The organism is Enterococcus sp. LJL98 (assembly GCF_054871745.1).
The window spans coordinates 378513-396829 of sequence record NZ_JBTXLU010000001.1 but is presented as its reverse complement, the minus strand read 5'-3'; the positions used below and the strand labels follow the sequence as shown (position 1 = coordinate 396829).

Here is an 18317-nt window from a genome sequence, read left to right as displayed (position 1 = left end):
AAAGGCTACGCTTTGGGAAACTTCACGAAATATGAGCAATTGCAAAAAACAATTGTCCGAATTCCCTTCCAGTTTCTCAGGGTAAAACAACTTTTGTCACACCGCTATTTGTGCGTCCACAACTCTTTTGAAAACGAGGCGAAACCTTATTTTTTGCTTTCAAAAGTTTTTTGCGGTAAGAATTCAATGAAAAAGAATAGCTATGATACGCTCGGGGTGTTACAATAGATTGGATAGAAAATGATAAAGGAATGATTGGAATGGCAGAAAGTTTAGAACTCGTAATTATTACTGGGATGAGCGGTGCAGGAAAAACAGTTGCAATCCAAAGTTTTGAAGATATGGGCTATTTTTGTATTGATAATATGCCACCGAATTTGATTCCGAAATTTTGGGAACTCGTAAAAGAAACTGGAAAAGTAACGAAAATCGCTCTTGTTGTTGATTTACGCTCGCGTTCTTTTTTCGAAGAAATTCAAAGTATGTTAATTGATATTGAAAATACCGCATTTATTGATACACGCATTCTCTTTTTAGATGCGGCAGATAATGAACTGGTTTCACGTTATAAAGAAACGAGAAGAACCCACCCGTTAGCAATGGATGGGTTAATTACAGAAGGGATTCGAAAAGAAAGAGCGATATTAGAAGATTTAAAAACACAAGCTTCAATTGTGATTGATACGACCAATTTGACGCCTCGTCAATTGCGTGAAAAAATCAATCAAGAATTTATCGCTTCGAAAGAGGTAGGTTTTCGAGTAGAAGTCGTTTCCTTTGGGTTTAAGTATGGCATCCCGATTGATGCGGATATCGTCATGGATGTCCGTTTCTTACCAAATCCCCACTATATTTCAGAATTGCGACCAAAAACGGGACTGGATCAAGAAGTCTATGATTATGTGATGAGCTTTGAGCAAACAGAAGCCTTCTATTCGCAATTCAATCAATTACTTTTAAGCATCATGCCGGGCTATATTCAAGAAGGAAAAAGTAGCTTGACGGTGGCGATTGGCTGTACTGGTGGACAACATCGCTCGGTTGCTTTATCAAAACGTTTGGCAGAATCATTAGGACAAACTTATCGCGTCAATGTTACCCACCGCGATAAGGATAAACGGAAAGAAACGGTTAACCGCTCATGAAAATGAAGACCTATCGGATTCGGAAACCAAAAGTGGTTGTTATTGGTGGGGGGACAGGCTTACCAGTCTTATTGAAAAGCTTGAGAAATCAAGGTGTTGATATTACAGCCATTGTGACGGTTGCCGATGATGGCGGCAGTAGTGGTGAACTTCGTGAGTCCGTAACAAATATGACACCACCCGGAGATTTACGCAATGTTCTGGTGGCCTTATCTGATATGCCAAAATTATATGCAGATATTTTTCAATATCGTTTTAAAAAAGAAGATAAATTTTTAGCCAATCACGCCTTAGGGAACTTAATTATTGCCGCGATGTCAGAAATGCGCCAAAGTACCTATGAAGCGATTCAATTATTGACTAAAATGATGCACGTTGATGGGAAAGTTTATCCCTCTTCGGATGAACCGCTCGTACTCCATGCTGTTTTTACTGATGGCTCAACCGCTGTTGGAGAATCTAAAATTGCCTTAAGCCGGAAAACGATCGATCACGTGTATGTCTCAAATCAAAACAATCAAACAGCACCCAAAGCAGCACCAAAAGTGGTTTCTTCGATTATGGATGCCGATATGATTGTTTTGGGACCAGGCAGCCTTTTTACAAGTATTTTACCCAACCTCATGATTCCTGAAATTAACGAAGCGCTAGGGAAAACACAGGCAGAGATTGTCTATGTGTGCAATATTATGACGCAAAAAGGCGAAACCGAGCATTTTACCGATGCCGATCATGTCCGTGTCTTGAATCAACATCTGAATAAACCTTTTATTAGTACGGTATTGGTTAATACCGAAAAAGTACCAGAAGGGTATATGGACTTTGAAGTCTACGACGAATACCTAGTGCAAGTCGTCCACGATTTCTCAGCTTTAAGAGACCAAGGCTGTCGAGTCGTATCGACGGACTTCTTAAAGTTGGAAAATGGCGGTGTTTTTCATGATGGGGAAAAAGTCATTGAAGAACTCTTACGCATTGTTTATGGTGCGAAAGTGTAAGAAATAAGGGAGTGAAGGAATGTCTTTTGCAGCCGAAGTCAAAAAAGAATTAACGAGTCTCGAAGTGCATCGAGAACATGCCAAAGCAGAATTAGCTGCCTTAATACGAATGAACGGGTCACTGAATATCTTGAATCAACAATTTATTTTAAACGTACAAACGGAAAATGCAGCAATTGCTCGGCGGATTTATTCGTTACTAAAAGATCATTATCACGTCCGAAGTGAATTACTTGTGCGACGCAAAATGAAATTAAAGAAAAATAATGTTTATATTGTTCGCCTAAAACAGGAAACGCGAGACGTTTTAGAAGATTTAGGCATTTTTGAAGGAATGATGGTTCACAGCCACGTTTCGGAGGAAATTATGGGCAATTCTCAAAAAATGCGTTCGTATTTAAGAGGCGCCTTTATGGCATCTGGATCCGTTAATAATCCAGAAACAAGTCGCTATCATCTTGAAATCTATTCTACTTATGAAGAACATAATCAAGACATTTGTGATATGTTAAATTACTATGGATTAAATGGTCGGACATTAGAGCGTCGCAATGGCTATATCGCTTATTTGAAAGGTGCTGAACATATCGCCGATTTCTTAACGTTAATTGGGGCGACGAACTCGATGTTAAAATTTGAAGATGTTCGGATTGTTAGAGATATGCGCAATTCGGTGAATCGTATCGTCAATTGTGAGACAGCAAATATGAACAAAACGATTGATGCTGCTTCAAAGCAGATAGAGAATATTCGCTACATCGAAGAACGCGTGGGTTTGAATGCCCTCCCGGAAAAATTACAAGAAATTGCAGAGTTGCGTTTAGAAAATCCTGAGGTCAGTTTAAAAGAACTAGGTGAAATGATCCCAACTGGAGCAATTTCGAAATCAGGAATTAATCATCGAATTCGAAAAATTAATGAGTTTGCTGAAAAACTAAGAGAAGGTAGCCATTAGCGTTCATTTTCGCATCAAAAATTTAGAAATTCAATAAGTGAGCGACAATCTGACTTTGTTTGTCTATTTGTTTATGATATGATAAGCCTATTGAAAAAATCTTTAAAAAAGAGAGTGTTGTATGATGGAACAAATGAAATTCATTCCTATCTTACTAGGAAGTGACATGAATGTGTACGGAATGGCGAAATCATTTCATGAAGCTTATGGCATGAAGTCGGTAGCTTACGCAGGACATGTCTTAGCGCCAACGAGATATAGTAAAATCGTAACGGTTCATCCGACACCTGGATTTGAAGAAGATCCCGTTTTTACAGAAACCTTACTAAAATTAGCGAAAACAACGTATAACAACCCTGAAATGCAATACTTATTAATTCCTTGTGGCGATGGTTATGCAGAACTACTATCGAAAAATAAAGAAAAGTTAGCGCCATACTATACGTTTATTGCAAATGATTATGCTCTTTTTGAAAAATTAGTCAATAAAGTGAGCTTTTATGAAGTCTGCGAAACCTATCAACTGCCTTATCCTAAAACCTTGATTATTAGTAAGGACTCGCTGGTTGAAGGTAAGTTTATCGATTCGCTTCCATTTGAATTTCCTGTCGCTTTAAAGCCAGCCAATAGTGTTGAATGGCTCTCCATTGATTTTGAAGGGCGGAAAAAAGCATTTATTATTGAGGAACGAGCGGAGTTTGATGTGATTATCGAACGCATTTATCAAGCAGGTTATCAAAGTGATATGATTGCCCAAGACTTTATTCCTGGAGACGATAGCAATATGCGTGTCTTAAATGCCTACATCGATCACAAGCAACAAGTCCGAATGATGGGATTAGGCCACCCCTTATTGGAAGATCCGACTCCAGGGTCTGTTGGCAATTATGTTGTGATTTTACCAGATGAGAATCAAGCAGTTTATCAACAAATTGAGGCTTTTTTAAAGCAAATTCATTACGTTGGATTTGCAAATTTTGATATGAAATATGATTCACGTGACCAGACCTATAAATTGTTTGAAATCAACTTACGCCAAGGGAGAAGTAGCTTCTTTTTAACTTTAAACGGTTTGAACTTAGCGAAGTTTATTACAGAAGACTTGATTCTAAATGTCCCATTTACGAAAACAGTGTATGGTCAAAAAGGAACTTCCAACGATCGTCTGTGGCTGGGAGCCCCTAAAAAGGTCTTCTTAACCTATGCAAAAGAAAATGCAGAGAAAGAACGAGCGAAAATGCTTCTTCGTAACGGTCAATGGGGAACCACGGTGTTTTATGCCAAAGACTGGTCATTGCGCCGCTGGGGACTCATGCAGCGTGCTTTTTACACGTATCATGAACGCTTTAAAAAATATTTTCAAGGGAAAGAAGGTTAACTATGGAGCATTTTTTTAGTATTCTTGGTGGGATGGGAACCATGGCGACAGAAAGCTTTGTTCATTTGTTAAACCAACGAGTCATCGCTCATAAAGATCAAGACTACTTGAATTATGTGTTGTTTAACCATGCGACCGTTCCAGATCGGACGGCCTATATTTTAGATGAAACGAAAGAAAGTCCCTTACCTTATTTACTAGACGATATTCAAAAACAAAACTTGTTACAACCTGGCTTTATCGTTTTAACTTGCAATACGGCGCATCACTTTTTTGATGTCTTGCAAGCAGCAACACCCATTCCATTATTACACATGCCTAAAGAAGCAGTTGCAGAAGTCGCTCGCTTGGGATGTGTCGGAAAAGTTGCTTTTTTAGGAACGACAGGCAGTGTTCGTGCGCAAGTGTATGAAAAAGAATTACAGGCAGCGGGATTTGAAGTTTATTTACCGACAGATGCCCTCCAAGAAAAAATCAATCACTTAATTTACCACGAGATTAAAGAAAATGATTATTTGAATGAGGCACTCTATTTGGAAATTTTGGCCGAAACGGTTGCCGCAGGTTGTGAGCAAATCATTTTAGGGTGCACCGAATTGTCGTTAATGGAAGCGACATTTCATCAACATGGCTATCCCGTGGTCGATGCCCAATCGGTTTTGGTTGATCGTACGATTGAACGTGCACTTTCGTTGCGTAGCGAGAAATAAAAAAAGAAAAACTCAGGAGCGTAGTAAGCGGCTCCTGAGTTTTTCTTAGGTTGTAGTTATTTTTCGGAAAGAAAATTTTCCATTGCATGTTAGATGTTTTCCCAACAAAAAAACCAGTATGATTGGTCACATCTAATACTGTTATCCGTTAGCTGAGAATACTCGTGACTTTAGTCATGAGAGGTTCAAGCATATAGGTATCGGCTTAAGTTTTGGACTTCCATAAACGACATTAAAAAAAAGAATATCTGATAAGAGATAAGCAATCGAATTGATTTTTTACTGAAAAATTCCAAAAAATCATAAAAGCTATGGTATACTAATGAATAAATAAAGTAGAAAAGGAGGCAGCGCGAGGTGATCAATTTGGGGAATGTTTTTAGTCTAGAATACTGGCAAAAACTCTTTTCACAAGATATTTTTACCGGTTCTTTTTTGATCAATATTTTGGATATTCTTGTTGTCTGGTTTATTATTTATAAACTCATTCAGTTGCTACGACGAACGAAAGCCATCCAATTATTTAAAGGTGTCGCCGTTTTTATTGGCATTCGATTTTTCTCAGAATTGGTTGGCCTCCATACGCTTTCTTGGCTGATGGATCAAGTGATTATTTATGGGGTTATTGCAGGAATTGTCATTTTTCAGCCAGAAATCCGGCGTGGTTTAGAGCATTTGGGACGAACGACTTTACTGAATGCACCAAAAGAAAAAAGAAATGAAAATGATCAAATGATCCATGATATGGATCGTGCCTTACAATATATGTCGAAACGAAAAATTGGCGCTTTAATCACGGTAGAAGGACATACTGGATTAGAAGACTATATCGAAACGGGGATTCCTTTAGACGCAGATATTTCAGAAGAATTATTGATAAATATTTTTATTCCGAATACTCCTTTACACGATGGGGCAGTAATTGTGCAAGGAGGAAAGATAGCGGTAGCCTGTGCCTACTTACCGCTTTCAGAAAGTCTACTTATTCCAAAACACTTTGGTACCCGGCACCGGGCGGCCGTCGGTGTTTCTGAAGTCAGTGATGCGTTAACGCTGATTGTGTCTGAAGAAACGGGAGAAGTAAGTATTGCATATAAAAATCATCTTTATGCCAACTTAACGCGAGAAGAATATCTTGAAATGTTAAAAGAGATACTTTTACCGGAAGAGGGTAGTACCGATAAAAAGAATTTCTTTACAACCTTATGGAAAGAACTGAATCGAACGACACGAGGAGGTAAGTAATGTTTACCAAAGAACGAATTAGTAATATTTTATATGCATTGCTTTCGCTTTTATTTGCCTTGATTCTATTTTTTAATCCGAATAGTGCTTCCATTTCCAAGACGATTTTATCGCCGAATACGCTAGAAGAAACGGTTCAAGTCCCCATTCAACCGATTTATGATACGGAGCAGTATTTCATCCAAGGTTATGAGCCAACCGCAACGGTTCGATTAAGTAGTTTAAATCGGATTTTATTAAATGGCGAAGTCAATGAAGAAACCCGGACCTTTCGAGTAGTGACCGATCTGACGAACCTCGGGGAAGGAACACACACGGTTCCTTTAAAAGTACAAAACCTCACGACAGGCGTGACCGCGACATTGGAACCGGCCAGTATTATTGTTACGATTGAAAAACTTGAAACCAAAAGCTTCCCAGTTGAAGTCAACATTTCAGATGAAAATTTAGCAAAAGGCTATCAACTAGCAGGTTTAGGCGTGAATCCCGAACAAATAGAAGTCACGACAGGGAATTTGAGTATGCAAGAAATTACGAAAGTCGTGGCGAATTTAGATAATTTAGAAGGGATTGATAAAAACCTAGCGAAAGAAGTGCCTGTTTATGCGGTGAATAAAGAGGGTGAGATTATGAATGCGATTTTGTCATCTGAGAAGGTGACGGTGACGGTTGAGATTAAAGCACCGCAAAAAGAAGTGCCGCTTTATCTGGAACAAGTTGGTGAATTGCCAGCTGATATTTCCCATTTTGAACTCTCGCTCAGCCAGTCAACCGCCGTAATCATTGGCTCACCAGAGTTATTAGAAAAATATGATCATTTGACGCTGACGGTAGACGTTTCGAAAGTAAAAAAACAAACGCAGCAAACAATCAGTTTAGAAGTTGAAAAAGGGATGTTCGTTCATCCTCAACAGGTGATGGTTACCATCACACCTGTTTTCATAAAGGTAGAAGACAGTAAGGAGAGTAAAACTTCCACGCCACCTGCGCCTTCGTCTGAAAAAGAAGAAGGCGTGTCAACCACTGAGTCGTCAGAAACGAGTGCACGACAAGAGGAAAAAACGGTTGGCATGGCGGGAGAAGAAGCACTTGTTGATGAAACGCAACCATCTGCGCAGGCAGAAAACTAAGGAATAAATAAGGAGACAATTAAACATGGGTAAGTATTTTGGAACAGACGGTGTGCGAGGAGAAGCAAATAAAGAATTGACACCAGAATTAGCTTTTCGCTTGGGTCGGATTGGCGGCTACGTTTTAAGTCAACATGAGGCAGGCGAGAAACGTCCACGTGTCCTTGTTGGACGTGACACTAGGATTTCTGGTGAAATGTTGGAGCACGCACTCATTGCTGGCTTATTATCGGTTGGGATTGAAGTTTTTCAACTAGGCGTAATTGCGACACCGGGGGTCTCATATCTGACCCGAACGCAAAAAGCCAGTGCGGGAGTGATGATATCTGCTTCGCACAATCCAGCAGAAGATAATGGCATTAAATTTTTTGGTAATGATGGATTTAAACTGGATGACGAGCAAGAATTAGAAATTGAAGCACTATTGGATGCAGGAGAGGACCTCTTGCCAAGACCCTCAGCTCAAGGTCTAGGAACAGTGGAAGAGTTCCCAGAAGGGTTGTTGCGTTATGCTCAATTTCTACAACAAACAGTCACCGGAGATTTAGCAGGCTTGAAAGTTTGCGTGGATGCAGCGAATGGAGCAACTGCAACTTCTGTGAATCGTTTATTTGCTGATTTAGAAACAGAATTTTATACGATGGGTGCTTCACCAGATGGTCTAAACATTAATGACGGTGTTGGATCAACACATCCAGAAAAATTAGCGGCCTTTGTCTTAGAAAAGCAAGCAGATGTGGGCTTAGCTTTTGACGGTGATGGCGATCGAATCATTGCAGTAGATGAACAAGGGAAGATTATTGATGGCGATAAAATTATGTATATTTGTGGGAAATACTTGGCAGAACAAAAACGTTTGAAACACAACACGATTGTGACGACCGTAATGAGTAACCTCGGTTTCCGTAAAGCCGTTGAAGCGGCAGGCATGCAAGACGTGATCACGAAAGTAGGGGATCGCTACGTTGTTGAAGAAATGCGTAAAAATGATTACAATTTTGGTGGCGAGCAGTCCGGGCATATGATTTTTCTTGATTTTAATACAACCGGCGATGGCATGCTTTCAGGGATTCAATTGCTAAACGTCATGAAACAAACGGGTAAAAAACTTTCTGAATTAGCAGCAGAAGTAACGATTTATCCGCAAAAACTCGTTAATATCCGGGTATCTGATAAAGATGGAGCGATGGAAGTTCCAAGAATTAAAGCCGTGATTGAGGAAGCCGAAGCAGAAATGAACGGAAACGGCCGTATCTTGGTGCGACCTTCTGGAACAGAGCCTTTGCTACGAGTGATGGCGGAAGCGGAAACAGATGAACTCGTCGAGTACTATGTTGAAAAAATTGCAACCGTTGTTCGTGAAGAAATCGGTATCGAATAAAAAAAGAAAAAATCATGAAATCAGTTATTAAAATCTGATTTCATGATTTTTTTGATGGCGAAACAATTTCTTAGTTCGATGGTTTTTTCAAAGTTCCTAATACAATTCCTGAAACAATCGCCCCAGCTAAAATAAAGGCTAAGAAGAGGAAGGGTTTATTTAATAGGAAGAGGACGAAAATCCCCCCGTGAGGTGCGAGTAGTTTGATACTAAAAGCCCCTACTAAACCACCTGTGAGAGCAGAGCCAACCATAAAGCTTGGGATTGCTCGTAACGGATCGGACGCGGCAAAAGGAATCGCTCCTTCGGTTACAAAGGAAAGGCCCATCACAATGTTTGTTAATCCTGCTTCACGTTCTTGCTGGGTGAATTTATTTTTAAATAAACGAGTCGCAACAAAAATGGCAAGTGGAGGCACCATGCCGGCTGCCATTACTGCGGCCATGACGACACTACCGCCGCTAGCTACTGTTGCTGCGAGAGTTCCTGTCCCAAAGACATAGGCTGCTTTATTAATTGGTCCACCTAAATCGGCTGCCATCATCACTCCTAATAAAATTCCAAGGAGAGCGCCGTTTGTGCCATCGAGTCCACTTAAAAAGTGATTTAAGCCATCATTGATGATTTTCATTGGAACATTGACTAAAAGCATCAAAAAGCCTGTAATCAGCAAACCGAAGAAAGGGTAAAATAAAATTGCTTTAATGCCATCCAATGATTTAGGGAGTCCGGCCAACGCTTTACGTAAGAAAACAATGACATAGCCGGCAAGAAACCCACCAACTAAGGCCCCTAAAAATCCTGCACCACCAGCATTCGCCAAGGCACCGGCTGCAAAACCAGCTACCAATCCTGGACGATCACCGATACTCATCGCGATAAAACCAGCTAATACAGGTAACATAAAGCCAAACGCTGCACCACCAATTTCATTAAACCAAGCAGCTTGAGGATGGTACGAACCTAGTTGGTTTAATGAATCAACAGGGACACCGAGAAATTGATCGACCATAAATGAAATGGCAATCAATATTCCCCCTGCAATGACAAATGGCAACATGTGAGAAACCCCATTCATCAGATTTTTGTAGAGGTCTTGTCCGAAAGAAGTGCGGGTCGATTCATTTTCCTCACTGGACGGCCCATCACCATGAAAAATCGGTGCCTGCTTGCTAAGTGCTTCTTCAATGAGTGATTCTGTTTTACGGATGCCGTCACTGACTGGACGATTGATTAAACGTTTGCCATCGAAACGATTCATTTCCACCTTTTTATCTGCTGCAACAATGACTGCTTCTGCTCGTTGAATGTCTTCGGTTGTTAGGCGGTTTTTAATGCCCTCCGAACCATTCGTTTCTACCTTTATTTCCACGCCCATTTCATTTGCCTTTTTTTTCAAAGCATCAGCTGCCATAAAGGTATGGGCAATTCCCGTTGGACAAGCGGTAACCGCCACAAGAAAAGGCCGGTGGGTTGCGTTTGGAACCACTTCAACAGAAGGTTCTTCTTCAGGTTCTTTTTCAAATAAGGTTGTCACATCATCGGGTGTTTTTGTTTGTTTCAATTGATGAAGAAATTCTGGCTCCATCAAGCGACGAGAAAGCGCAGCTAATGCTTGTAAGTGTGTATCGTTGGCTCCTTCAGGTGCAGCAATCATAAAAAAGAGAAAAGTCGGTTGCCCGTCTAACGCTTCATAGTCCACGCCTTGCGCGCTTTTTGCAAAGAGGACGGTCGGACGAGTCACGGCTTCATTTTTGGCATGAGGCATAGCCACACCATCACCGAGTCCGGTTGAAGTTTGTGCTTCACGAGTGAGAATCCCCGCTTTAAAGGTTTCAATATCCGAAATACTGCCGACTTCAAAAAGTTTATCAACCATTTCCTCAATGGCAGCTTGCTTGCTCCTTGCTTTTAAATCCATAATCATGGCATTTTTTAAAAGTAAATCATTGATTTTCATTGTTTTTTCCCTCCAGAGTTGTAATTTTTACTTCAGGTAAGAGTTCTTGAATGAAACTTTGCGTTGCTAAATCATCAGAAAATGCGGTCGCGCTTCCGCAAGCGACGCCCCATTTAAAGGCTTCGATGGCATTTTTGTTTTTATTCCACTGGCCAATAAAACCAGCGATCATGGAATCTCCTGCGCCAACAGAGTTTTTTAAAGGACGCTTTAAAGCGGCAGCTTGGTAGACGCCTTGCTTAGTAAACAAGAGAGCACCTTCACCACCCATTGAAAGAATCACATGTTGTGCTCCGTCTTTTAAAAGTTTTTTTCCGTGTGTGATTAAGTCGGTCAAAGAAGTGAAATCGGTTTGATAGATTTCAGCGAGTTCTTCCTTATTTGGTTTCACAAGAAGTGGTTGACTGGGTAAGGCATCTAGCAAATCTTGGCCCGTCGTATCAATCACAAAATTTGCGCCTTGTTCTTTAATCAAACGAATTAATTCTTGATAAAAGCCTGTTGGTAGGCAAGGTAAGGTGCTGCCCGATAGTACCACGATGTCTTCTTTTGTTAAATGAGAGAGACTCGATTTTAAGGCGTCAACTTCTGCGGAAGAGACTTCAGGTCCTGCGCCGTTGATTTCTGTTTCTTCTCCTGATTTTAATTTAATATTGATACGAGTATCAGCAGCGATTTTTGTGAAATTGCCAGTAATTTGCTCTTTTTCTAACCATTCTTGAATAAACGAGCCTGTAAACCCTCCTAAAAAACCAAGTGGGCAATTGGGAATCGCCAGTCGTTGCAGGATTCGTGAAACATTGATTCCTTTACCACCAGGTAATTTTAAATCTCGTTGCATACGATTGAGCTCTCCTAATTTGATTGTGTCAGTATGGACAATATAATCAATGGAAGGGTTCAGCGTCATAGTGTAAATCATTTAAAAACCTCCAATATTGTTGTTTGTTCTTGTATCGCTTTTTGGACCTCTTGGGGACAAGATTCAGTGATGATTTTGGCTTGTTTGAGAGGCATGACTTTTGCGAAGCTTCGATGACCGAATTTTGATTGATCTGCTAAGACGTAAGTCATTTGACTTTGTAAGGCGGCCGTTCTTTTGATAAAAGCTTCTTCTGGATCAGGCGTCGTGTAACCAGCGAAAGGATCGATGCCGTTCATCCCGAGAAAGGCTTTGTCGAAATAGAGTTGCTGGAGTTGCTGACCAGCGGCAGCCCCCCAGATGGCATTTGTTGTTGGCTTAATATTGCCTCCTAAAACAATGGTTTCGAAACCTCGATCGAGGAGTTGACGGGCGTGTGTCACAGAATTGGTCACAACTTTTAATGAAAGCTTCTCAGGTAAGAAGGGAATCATAGTGAGGGTTGTTGAACCCGCATCTAAGAAAATTGTGTCATAAGCCTGAATCAAATCGGCTGCGAATGTTGCAATCTGTTGTTTTTCCTCTTGTTTTAGTGCTTGTTTTTCACTCATGGTTGCTTCGTAAACCAAGGGTGTTTTTTTTCTCGCACCCCCATGAACTCTTAGTAATAACCCTTCGTCTTCCAAAAATTGTAAATCGCGACGAATCGTAGAATCGGAAGTATTTAAGGCAGCCGCAATCTCGTGAATGGTAATCGTTCCGTTTTGTTCCAAAAATTTAAGAATGAATTGATGTCTCTCTGTTGTAAGCATTTTCAACCCCCCTTCAAAGAAGAGTCTAGCATGAATTTTTCATAAAATCAACCAATAACAATCATAAACAATCATAATCAGTCATAAATAAGAAAGGAAGGGAAATTTTAATGTTTGTTCTCTTTCAGGTGAAATCGGAAAATGCTATACTTGTCAAAGGAATCGAAATAGAGAGGATGTTGAATTAAATGTCATCCAAGCAGTATTTACTTGATGGAATGAATGAAAGACAAAAAGAAGCTGTCCAAGTAATTGATGGACCGCTTTTATTAATGGCTGGAGCAGGTAGTGGGAAAACCCGCGTATTGACGCACCGAATTGCTTACTTAATTGAAGAAAAAATGGTCAACCAATGGAATATCTTGGCGATTACTTTTACCAACAAAGCCGCAAAAGAAATGAAGGCTCGGGTTGTTGATTTACTTGGCAGTCGTGGAGAAGATGTTTGGGTGTCTACCTTTCACTCCATGTGCGTGCGAATTTTAAGAAGAGACATTGATCATATTGGTTACTCAAAAAACTTTACCATTTTAGATTCTTCCGACCAATTATCAGTCATGAAACGGGTGTTAAAAGAATTAGATCTTGATCCCAAAAAATATGATGCCAGAAGTATTTTATCGACGATTTCGAATGCCAAAAACGAAATTTTAACACCCGAAAAATATGAAGCCTTACAAGGAGATTATTACCAAAAAATTGTTGCCAGATGCTATGCTCGTTATCAAAGAGAACTGTATCGAAACGAATGCATGGATTTTGACGATCTGATTATGAATACAATTCGTCTGTTTCAAGAAGTGCCAGAAGTTCTCAGTTATTATCAAAATAAATTTCATTATATTCATGTCGATGAGTATCAAGACACCAACCATGCACAATATACACTCGTTAATTTATTGGCTGCTCGGTTTCGTAATTTATGTGTCGTAGGGGACGCGGACCAAAGCATCTACGGTTGGCGTGGAGCAGACATGCAAAATATTTTAGATTTTGAAAAAGATTACCCAGATGCCCAAGTCATTTTACTTGAACAAAACTATCGTTCGACGAAGACCATTTTAGAGGCCGCCAACCAGGTGATTCAAAACAATCGCAATCGTCGCGAGAAAAAGTTATGGACGGATAATCAAGCGGGACAACAAATTACTTATTACCGAGGCCAAAGTGAAAGAGAAGAAGGTCAATTTATTGTCAGCCAAATTGGCCAGGCAATCGAAAATGAAAACCGTAGCTACAATGATTTTGCAGTTTTGTATCGGACAAATGCGCAATCACGAGCAATTGAAGATGTTTTATTAAAGGCCAATATCCCTTATACGATGGTGGGTGGGCATAAGTTCTATGATCGTAAGGAGATTAAAGACTTGCTGGCCTACTTAAATGCGATTGCCAATCCAAGTGATTCCATTAGTTTAGAACGGATCATCAATACGCCAAGACGCGGTGTAGGTCCAACGTCACTCACCAAGCTTCAACAGTTTTCAGCGATGCATGATTGGACGCTATTAGAGGCGGCTAAAGAAGCGGATTTAGCCAATATCGGAGGAAAAGCTGGAAAAGAACTCAAAGCCTTTGGGGAAATGATGATGGCTTTCACTAAAATGATTCCTTATTTATCCGTAACAGAATTAACGGAACAGGTCTTAGAAAAAAGTGGTTATTTAGACGAGTTGAAAATTCAAAACACCTTAGAGTCTCAAGCGAGAATTGAAAACTTAGAGGAGTTTTTAACTGTCACGCAAGAGTTTGACCAACGCTTTAAAATGGAAGCCGAAGAATCAGGTGCAGCAGTCGAGGAACGCTTGATTATCTTCTTGAATGACTTAGCATTGTTATCAGACATTGACTCTTACGAGGAAAAGAGTGCCCAAGTGACGTTAATGACTTTGCATGCAGCCAAAGGGTTGGAATTTCCAGTTGTCTTTTTGATTGGGATGGAAGAAAATGTCTTTCCGTCCTCTCGTTCGCTAACGGAGGAACAAGACTTAGAGGAAGAACGTCGCTTGGCCTATGTGGGAATTACACGGGCAGAGGAAAAATTGTACTTAACCAATGCCTCTTCACGGATGCTTTATGGACGTAGCCAATACAATTCGCCTTCACGTTTTATTAGCGAAATTGATACGGCTTTATTGCAAGCACAAACGTCAAGACCTGCTGCGAATTCATATGGTCGTCCGCAAGGGCAAGCTCAGGTTTTAAAACCAGTCTTTCATCAACAAGCGCCACGTCCGAGCCGGACAAACAAACAAGCAACTGGTGCAGAAGCTAAAGAATGGGCAATTGGCGATAAAGTGTTGCATAAAACATGGGGACAAGGTACGGTTGTGAAAATGATTAATGAAGGCAAAGATAGTGAATTATTTATTGCTTTTCCGCAGCAAGGCGTCAAACGCTTATTAGCTGCTTTTGCACCGATTGAAAAACTTTAAGAGACAAGGGGGTTGTTTTGTGACCAATCAGCAAGAAATACAAGTAAGAATAAGTCAATTAGTGAAAGAATTAAATCAATATGCGTATGAATACTATGTCCAAGATCGACCGACCGTTGAAGATTTTGTTTATGACCGGAAGTATCAAGAGTTGGTTGACCTAGAGGCTGCCCACCCGCACTTAATTGCGCAAGATTCACCTACCCAAAGAGTAGGTGGGACTGTCTCTACCGGATTTGAAAAGGTACAACATGAAATTCCCTTGTATAGTTTAAATGATGCGTTTAGTGAAGCAGACTTAGTGGCTTTTGATCAACGCGTGAAAAAAGCGCTTGGCCATGCAGCAAGTTATATCTGTGAACTAAAAATTGATGGATTATCGATTTCGTTACGCTATGAAGAAGGGAAGTTCGTTCGAGGGGCGACCCGAGGCGACGGAACAATCGGTGAAAATATTACGGAAAATTTAAAGACCGTTCGTTCGATTCCACTCGAACTCAATCAACCCTATTCGATGGAAGTTCGTGGAGAATGTTTTATGCCTAAAGATTCTTTTTTGCAATTAAATTTAGAGCGAGAAGAAGCAGGGTTGGATGTTTTTGCTAATCCAAGAAATGCAGCTGCAGGTAGTGTGCGGCAGCTGGATTCAAAAATCACAGCCAAACGACAACTAAGTAGTTTTTTATACACGGTCGCTGATGCGGGCATGCTACATGTTACCAACCAAGCAGATGCGTTAAAAGAATTATCTGAATTAGGCTTTAAAACCAATCACGAATCGCGCCTTTGTACATCGATTGAAGAAGTTTGGCAATATATTGAAGAATACCAGGCAAAAAGAATGGAACTGCCTTATGAAATTGACGGAGTTGTCATCAAAGTGAATGAATTTTCAGACCAGGAAGATTTAGGTTTTACCGTTCGAGCTCCCCGTTGGGCGATTGCCTATAAGTTTCCACCGGAAGAAGTTGAAACGACTATCGAAGACATTGAGTGGACCATTGGGCGAACAGGTGTAGTCACGCCTACTGCAGTCATGGTTCCGGTACAAGTAGCTGGAACTATGGTCAGTCGAGCGAGTTTACACAACCGTGATTATATTGAAGCAAAAGACATTCGTTTGCACGATCATGTCGTCATTTATAAAGCAGGAGATATTATTCCTGAAGTGGCGTATGTATTGCTTGACAAACGCCCGGAAGAAAGTGAAGTATATCCAATTCCAACCGAGTGCCCAATCTGTCATAGCGCACTCGTTCATTTAGAAGAGGAGGTTGCTTTGCGTTGTATTAATCCAAAGTGCCCGGCACAAATGAAAGAAGGCCTCAATCATTTTGTGTCACGTAACGCCATGAATATTGATGGCTTAGGACCGAAAGTTTTGGAACAGTTGTATGATAAGGGACTGGTAAAAGACGTCGCAGATCTCTATCGGTTGACGGAAGCTGACTTTTTGAGCCTAGAGAAAGTAAAAGAAAAATCAGCCAATAATTTTTTACAAGCGATTCAAGCAAGTAAAGACAATTCGGCTGAGAAGTTACTTTTTGGTTTAGGAATTCGTCACGTCGGTGCAAAAGCAGCCAAAATCTTGCTTGAAAATTATGGGGATATTCCGACTTTGAGTCAGGCAACAAAAGAAGAAATCAGTCAAATTTTTTCAATCGGTGAGGTGATTGCCGATAGTGTCGTCAACTACTTTGATAACCGTGAAGTTCATGAATTGTTAGCGGAATTTCAAGCAGCAAAAGTCAATTTGGCCTACTTAGGTAAAACTGTTAGTGATTTAGCAGCGGTTGAGTCGGTTTTTAAGGAGAAACGAATTGTCTTAACTGGAAAACTTGCTCATTTCACTCGAGAAGAGGCAAAGGGGAAAATTGAAGATCTTGGTGGAAAACTGGTTGGAAGTGTCTCAAAAAAAACGGACTTGGTGATCGCCGGAACGGATGCCGGAAGTAAACTAACAAAGGCTCAAACGCTCGGGATTGAGATTTGGACAGAAGCGGACTTAGTCACTGCCTTTGAGAAGGAGGAAGCCAATGAAGCGACCATTTAAACTCTTGCCATTAAGTTTGGCTTTCTTCATTTTGACAAGTTGTGGCAATCTCGAAAAAGAAATGAAGCCCGTAAGAGAAGAACAACTGGCTAATCAAACCGTGACAACGGGACGAATTGATCGCACGATTTATCAGAGTATGCTAGAAGATGGCACCTATCAAAAAAATCCCGTTCATGGTTTAACGGCGAGCGGCCTGCAAAGTGGCTATAATCAAAAGAATTTTGAAAAGGGACTCTTACGCTTCGCTCACGAACAATTTTCGGCGGATGAATATTATTTCCGAGAAGGCCAAGTTGTCGATGAAGTGACGATGAAGTCTTGGTTAGGACGAGAGTCAGAGGACAACCCACAAGGCTTAAACGCAGAAGATGAACAAACACCACTAATTTTCCAACAGTTTTTGGCCTATGAATTGATGGAAGAAGACGGTCAGACTTTGGCAGGAGTAAGTCTAGGGTTTGCCTTCACTCGTCATTTTGAACAAGAAGGAAGCAAGCAGGAAATTTCCAGAGAAGCGATGATGAAGCAAGTCCATAAAACGGTGAACAGTAGCTTGACTCGGATTCGGAAACAACCAGGTTATGAGAGATTACCGATTCAAGTGAATATTTACGAACAAGCACCCGCCAATCAATTACTTGGTGGAAAATATATTTATACCGCCGTTAGTCAAAAAGGGGAGCAATCCATTGCGGAATATGAAGAAGTTAGGGAAGTGACGCTTTTACTTCCTGTCTCTGAAAACGTGCAAAATTTAGCGACGGAAAAAGGCATCAATCAACCTTTCTTAACTTTTAAAAGTGCGATTCAAACCGCTTTCCCCGATCTAGTTGGGGTAACAGGGCAAGCACTTTTTGTCGATGAACAATTGATTGATTTTACGATTAAGATTGATTCGAAGTATTTTAGTCAATCCGAAATTGCAAGTTACACGCAATATGTCGGCAAACAAGTCGAAGTTTTATTTAAAGGACTTGGCGCAGATGTTTCTGTTGAAATTCATGCCCTGGGGATGCCTCAATCTTTGATTTTGCTTAAAGAAGATACGGTGACTTCCCATCTTTTTAACTAAAAAATTGGAACAGCCTTTAGGTGCAGCGATGTCTGTCAAAACTTAAAGGTTGTTTTTTCAGTAATTGATTTGTTCATTGAAAGAGCGATCAAAGCATGAAGGAAACAATTCTTTTCTTGAAAAAAACACGAAACTACTGAAAAAAATGGGATAAACGTTTCAAGATGAGGGATAAAAT

Annotated in this window: 14 protein-coding genes; 11 read left to right on the top strand and 3 right to left on the bottom strand. The window is 40.5% G+C overall.

The genetic code is table 11. The annotated features are described in order from the left end of the window. The first annotated feature begins 260 nt into the window (after window positions 1-260). The 8 genes from rapZ to glmM all read left to right on the top strand — a co-directional run bounded on the left by rapZ (window position 261) and on the right by glmM (window position 8942). Entirely contained in the window at window positions 261-1145 is an 885-nt protein-coding gene (gene rapZ, locus ACYSNO_RS01875; RefSeq protein ID WP_461729366.1) for an RNase adapter RapZ, read from the top strand. Further along, window positions 1142-2143 (top strand): gluconeogenesis factor YvcK family protein, encoded by a 1002-nt coding sequence (locus tag ACYSNO_RS01870; protein WP_461729365.1) that lies wholly within the window; start codon window positions 1142-1144, stop codon window positions 2141-2143. The genes rapZ and ACYSNO_RS01870 overlap by 4 nt, the downstream gene beginning before the upstream one ends. A gap of 19 nt (window positions 2144-2162) precedes the next feature. Next, window positions 2163-3098, top strand: a complete 936-nt coding sequence (whiA, locus tag ACYSNO_RS01865; protein ID WP_461729364.1) for a DNA-binding protein WhiA — start codon at window positions 2163-2165, stop codon at window positions 3096-3098. Window positions 3099-3222: 124 nt separating this feature from the next. Further along, window positions 3223-4476: a carboxylate--amine ligase gene (locus tag ACYSNO_RS01860; protein ID WP_461729702.1), complete on the top strand. Its 1254-nt coding sequence runs from the start codon at window positions 3223-3225 to the stop codon at window positions 4474-4476. A 2-nt stretch (window positions 4477-4478) separates the two neighbouring features. Further along, complete coding sequence (locus ACYSNO_RS01855; protein WP_461729363.1) at window positions 4479-5186, top strand: amino acid racemase; 708 nt, start codon at window positions 4479-4481, stop codon at window positions 5184-5186. Window positions 5187-5543: 357 nt separating this feature from the next. Continuing rightward, entirely contained in the window at window positions 5544-6431 is an 888-nt protein-coding gene (gene cdaA / locus ACYSNO_RS01850; RefSeq protein WP_461729362.1) for a diadenylate cyclase CdaA, read from the top strand. Beyond that, window positions 6431-7561 carry a CdaR family protein gene (locus ACYSNO_RS01845; RefSeq protein WP_461729361.1) on the top strand — a complete coding sequence of 377 codons (1131 nt, stop codon included), beginning with the start codon at window positions 6431-6433 and terminating at the stop codon, window positions 7559-7561. The genes cdaA and ACYSNO_RS01845 overlap by 1 nt, the downstream gene beginning before the upstream one ends. Window positions 7562-7586: 25 nt before the next feature. Next, window positions 7587-8942, top strand: coding sequence for a phosphoglucosamine mutase (glmM, locus tag ACYSNO_RS01840; RefSeq protein ID WP_461729360.1), 1356 nt, complete (start codon window positions 7587-7589; stop codon window positions 8940-8942). A gap of 70 nt (window positions 8943-9012) precedes the next feature. Here the strand turns inward: glmM and ACYSNO_RS01835 are convergent, their stop codons facing one another. Genes ACYSNO_RS01835 through ACYSNO_RS01825 form a run of 3 tightly spaced genes read right to left on the bottom strand, consistent with a single transcriptional unit; the run spans window position 9013 to window position 12576 of the window. Continuing rightward, window positions 9013-10902 (bottom strand): PTS fructose transporter subunit IIABC, encoded by a 1890-nt coding sequence (locus tag ACYSNO_RS01835; protein WP_461729359.1) that lies wholly within the window; start codon window positions 10900-10902, stop codon window positions 9013-9015. Beyond that, window positions 10889-11824 carry a 1-phosphofructokinase gene (gene pfkB / locus ACYSNO_RS01830; RefSeq protein WP_461729358.1) on the bottom strand — a complete coding sequence of 312 codons (936 nt, stop codon included), beginning with the start codon at window positions 11822-11824 and terminating at the stop codon, window positions 10889-10891. Before pfkB ends, ACYSNO_RS01835 begins: the two co-directional genes overlap by 14 nt. Beyond that, window positions 11821-12576, bottom strand: a complete 756-nt coding sequence (locus ACYSNO_RS01825) for a DeoR/GlpR family DNA-binding transcription regulator (RefSeq protein ID WP_461729357.1) — start codon at window positions 12574-12576, stop codon at window positions 11821-11823. The genes pfkB and ACYSNO_RS01825 overlap by 4 nt, the downstream gene beginning before the upstream one ends. Before the next feature lie 188 nt (window positions 12577-12764). Between ACYSNO_RS01825 and pcrA the strand changes: the two genes are divergently transcribed. From pcrA to ACYSNO_RS01810, 3 genes are read left to right on the top strand one after another with little or no spacing between them, the layout of a single operon-like run. Beyond that, window positions 12765-15011 carry a DNA helicase PcrA gene (gene pcrA, locus ACYSNO_RS01820; RefSeq protein ID WP_461729356.1) on the top strand — a complete coding sequence of 749 codons (2247 nt, stop codon included), beginning with the start codon at window positions 12765-12767 and terminating at the stop codon, window positions 15009-15011. Window positions 15012-15030: 19 nt separating this feature from the next. Further along, complete coding sequence (gene ligA / locus ACYSNO_RS01815) at window positions 15031-17064, top strand: NAD-dependent DNA ligase LigA (protein WP_461729355.1); 2034 nt, start codon at window positions 15031-15033, stop codon at window positions 17062-17064. After that, complete coding sequence (locus tag ACYSNO_RS01810; protein ID WP_461729354.1) at window positions 17048-18139, top strand: CamS family sex pheromone protein; 1092 nt, start codon at window positions 17048-17050, stop codon at window positions 18137-18139. Before ligA ends, ACYSNO_RS01810 begins: the two co-directional genes overlap by 17 nt. Window positions 18140-18317: the final 178 nt, after the last annotated feature.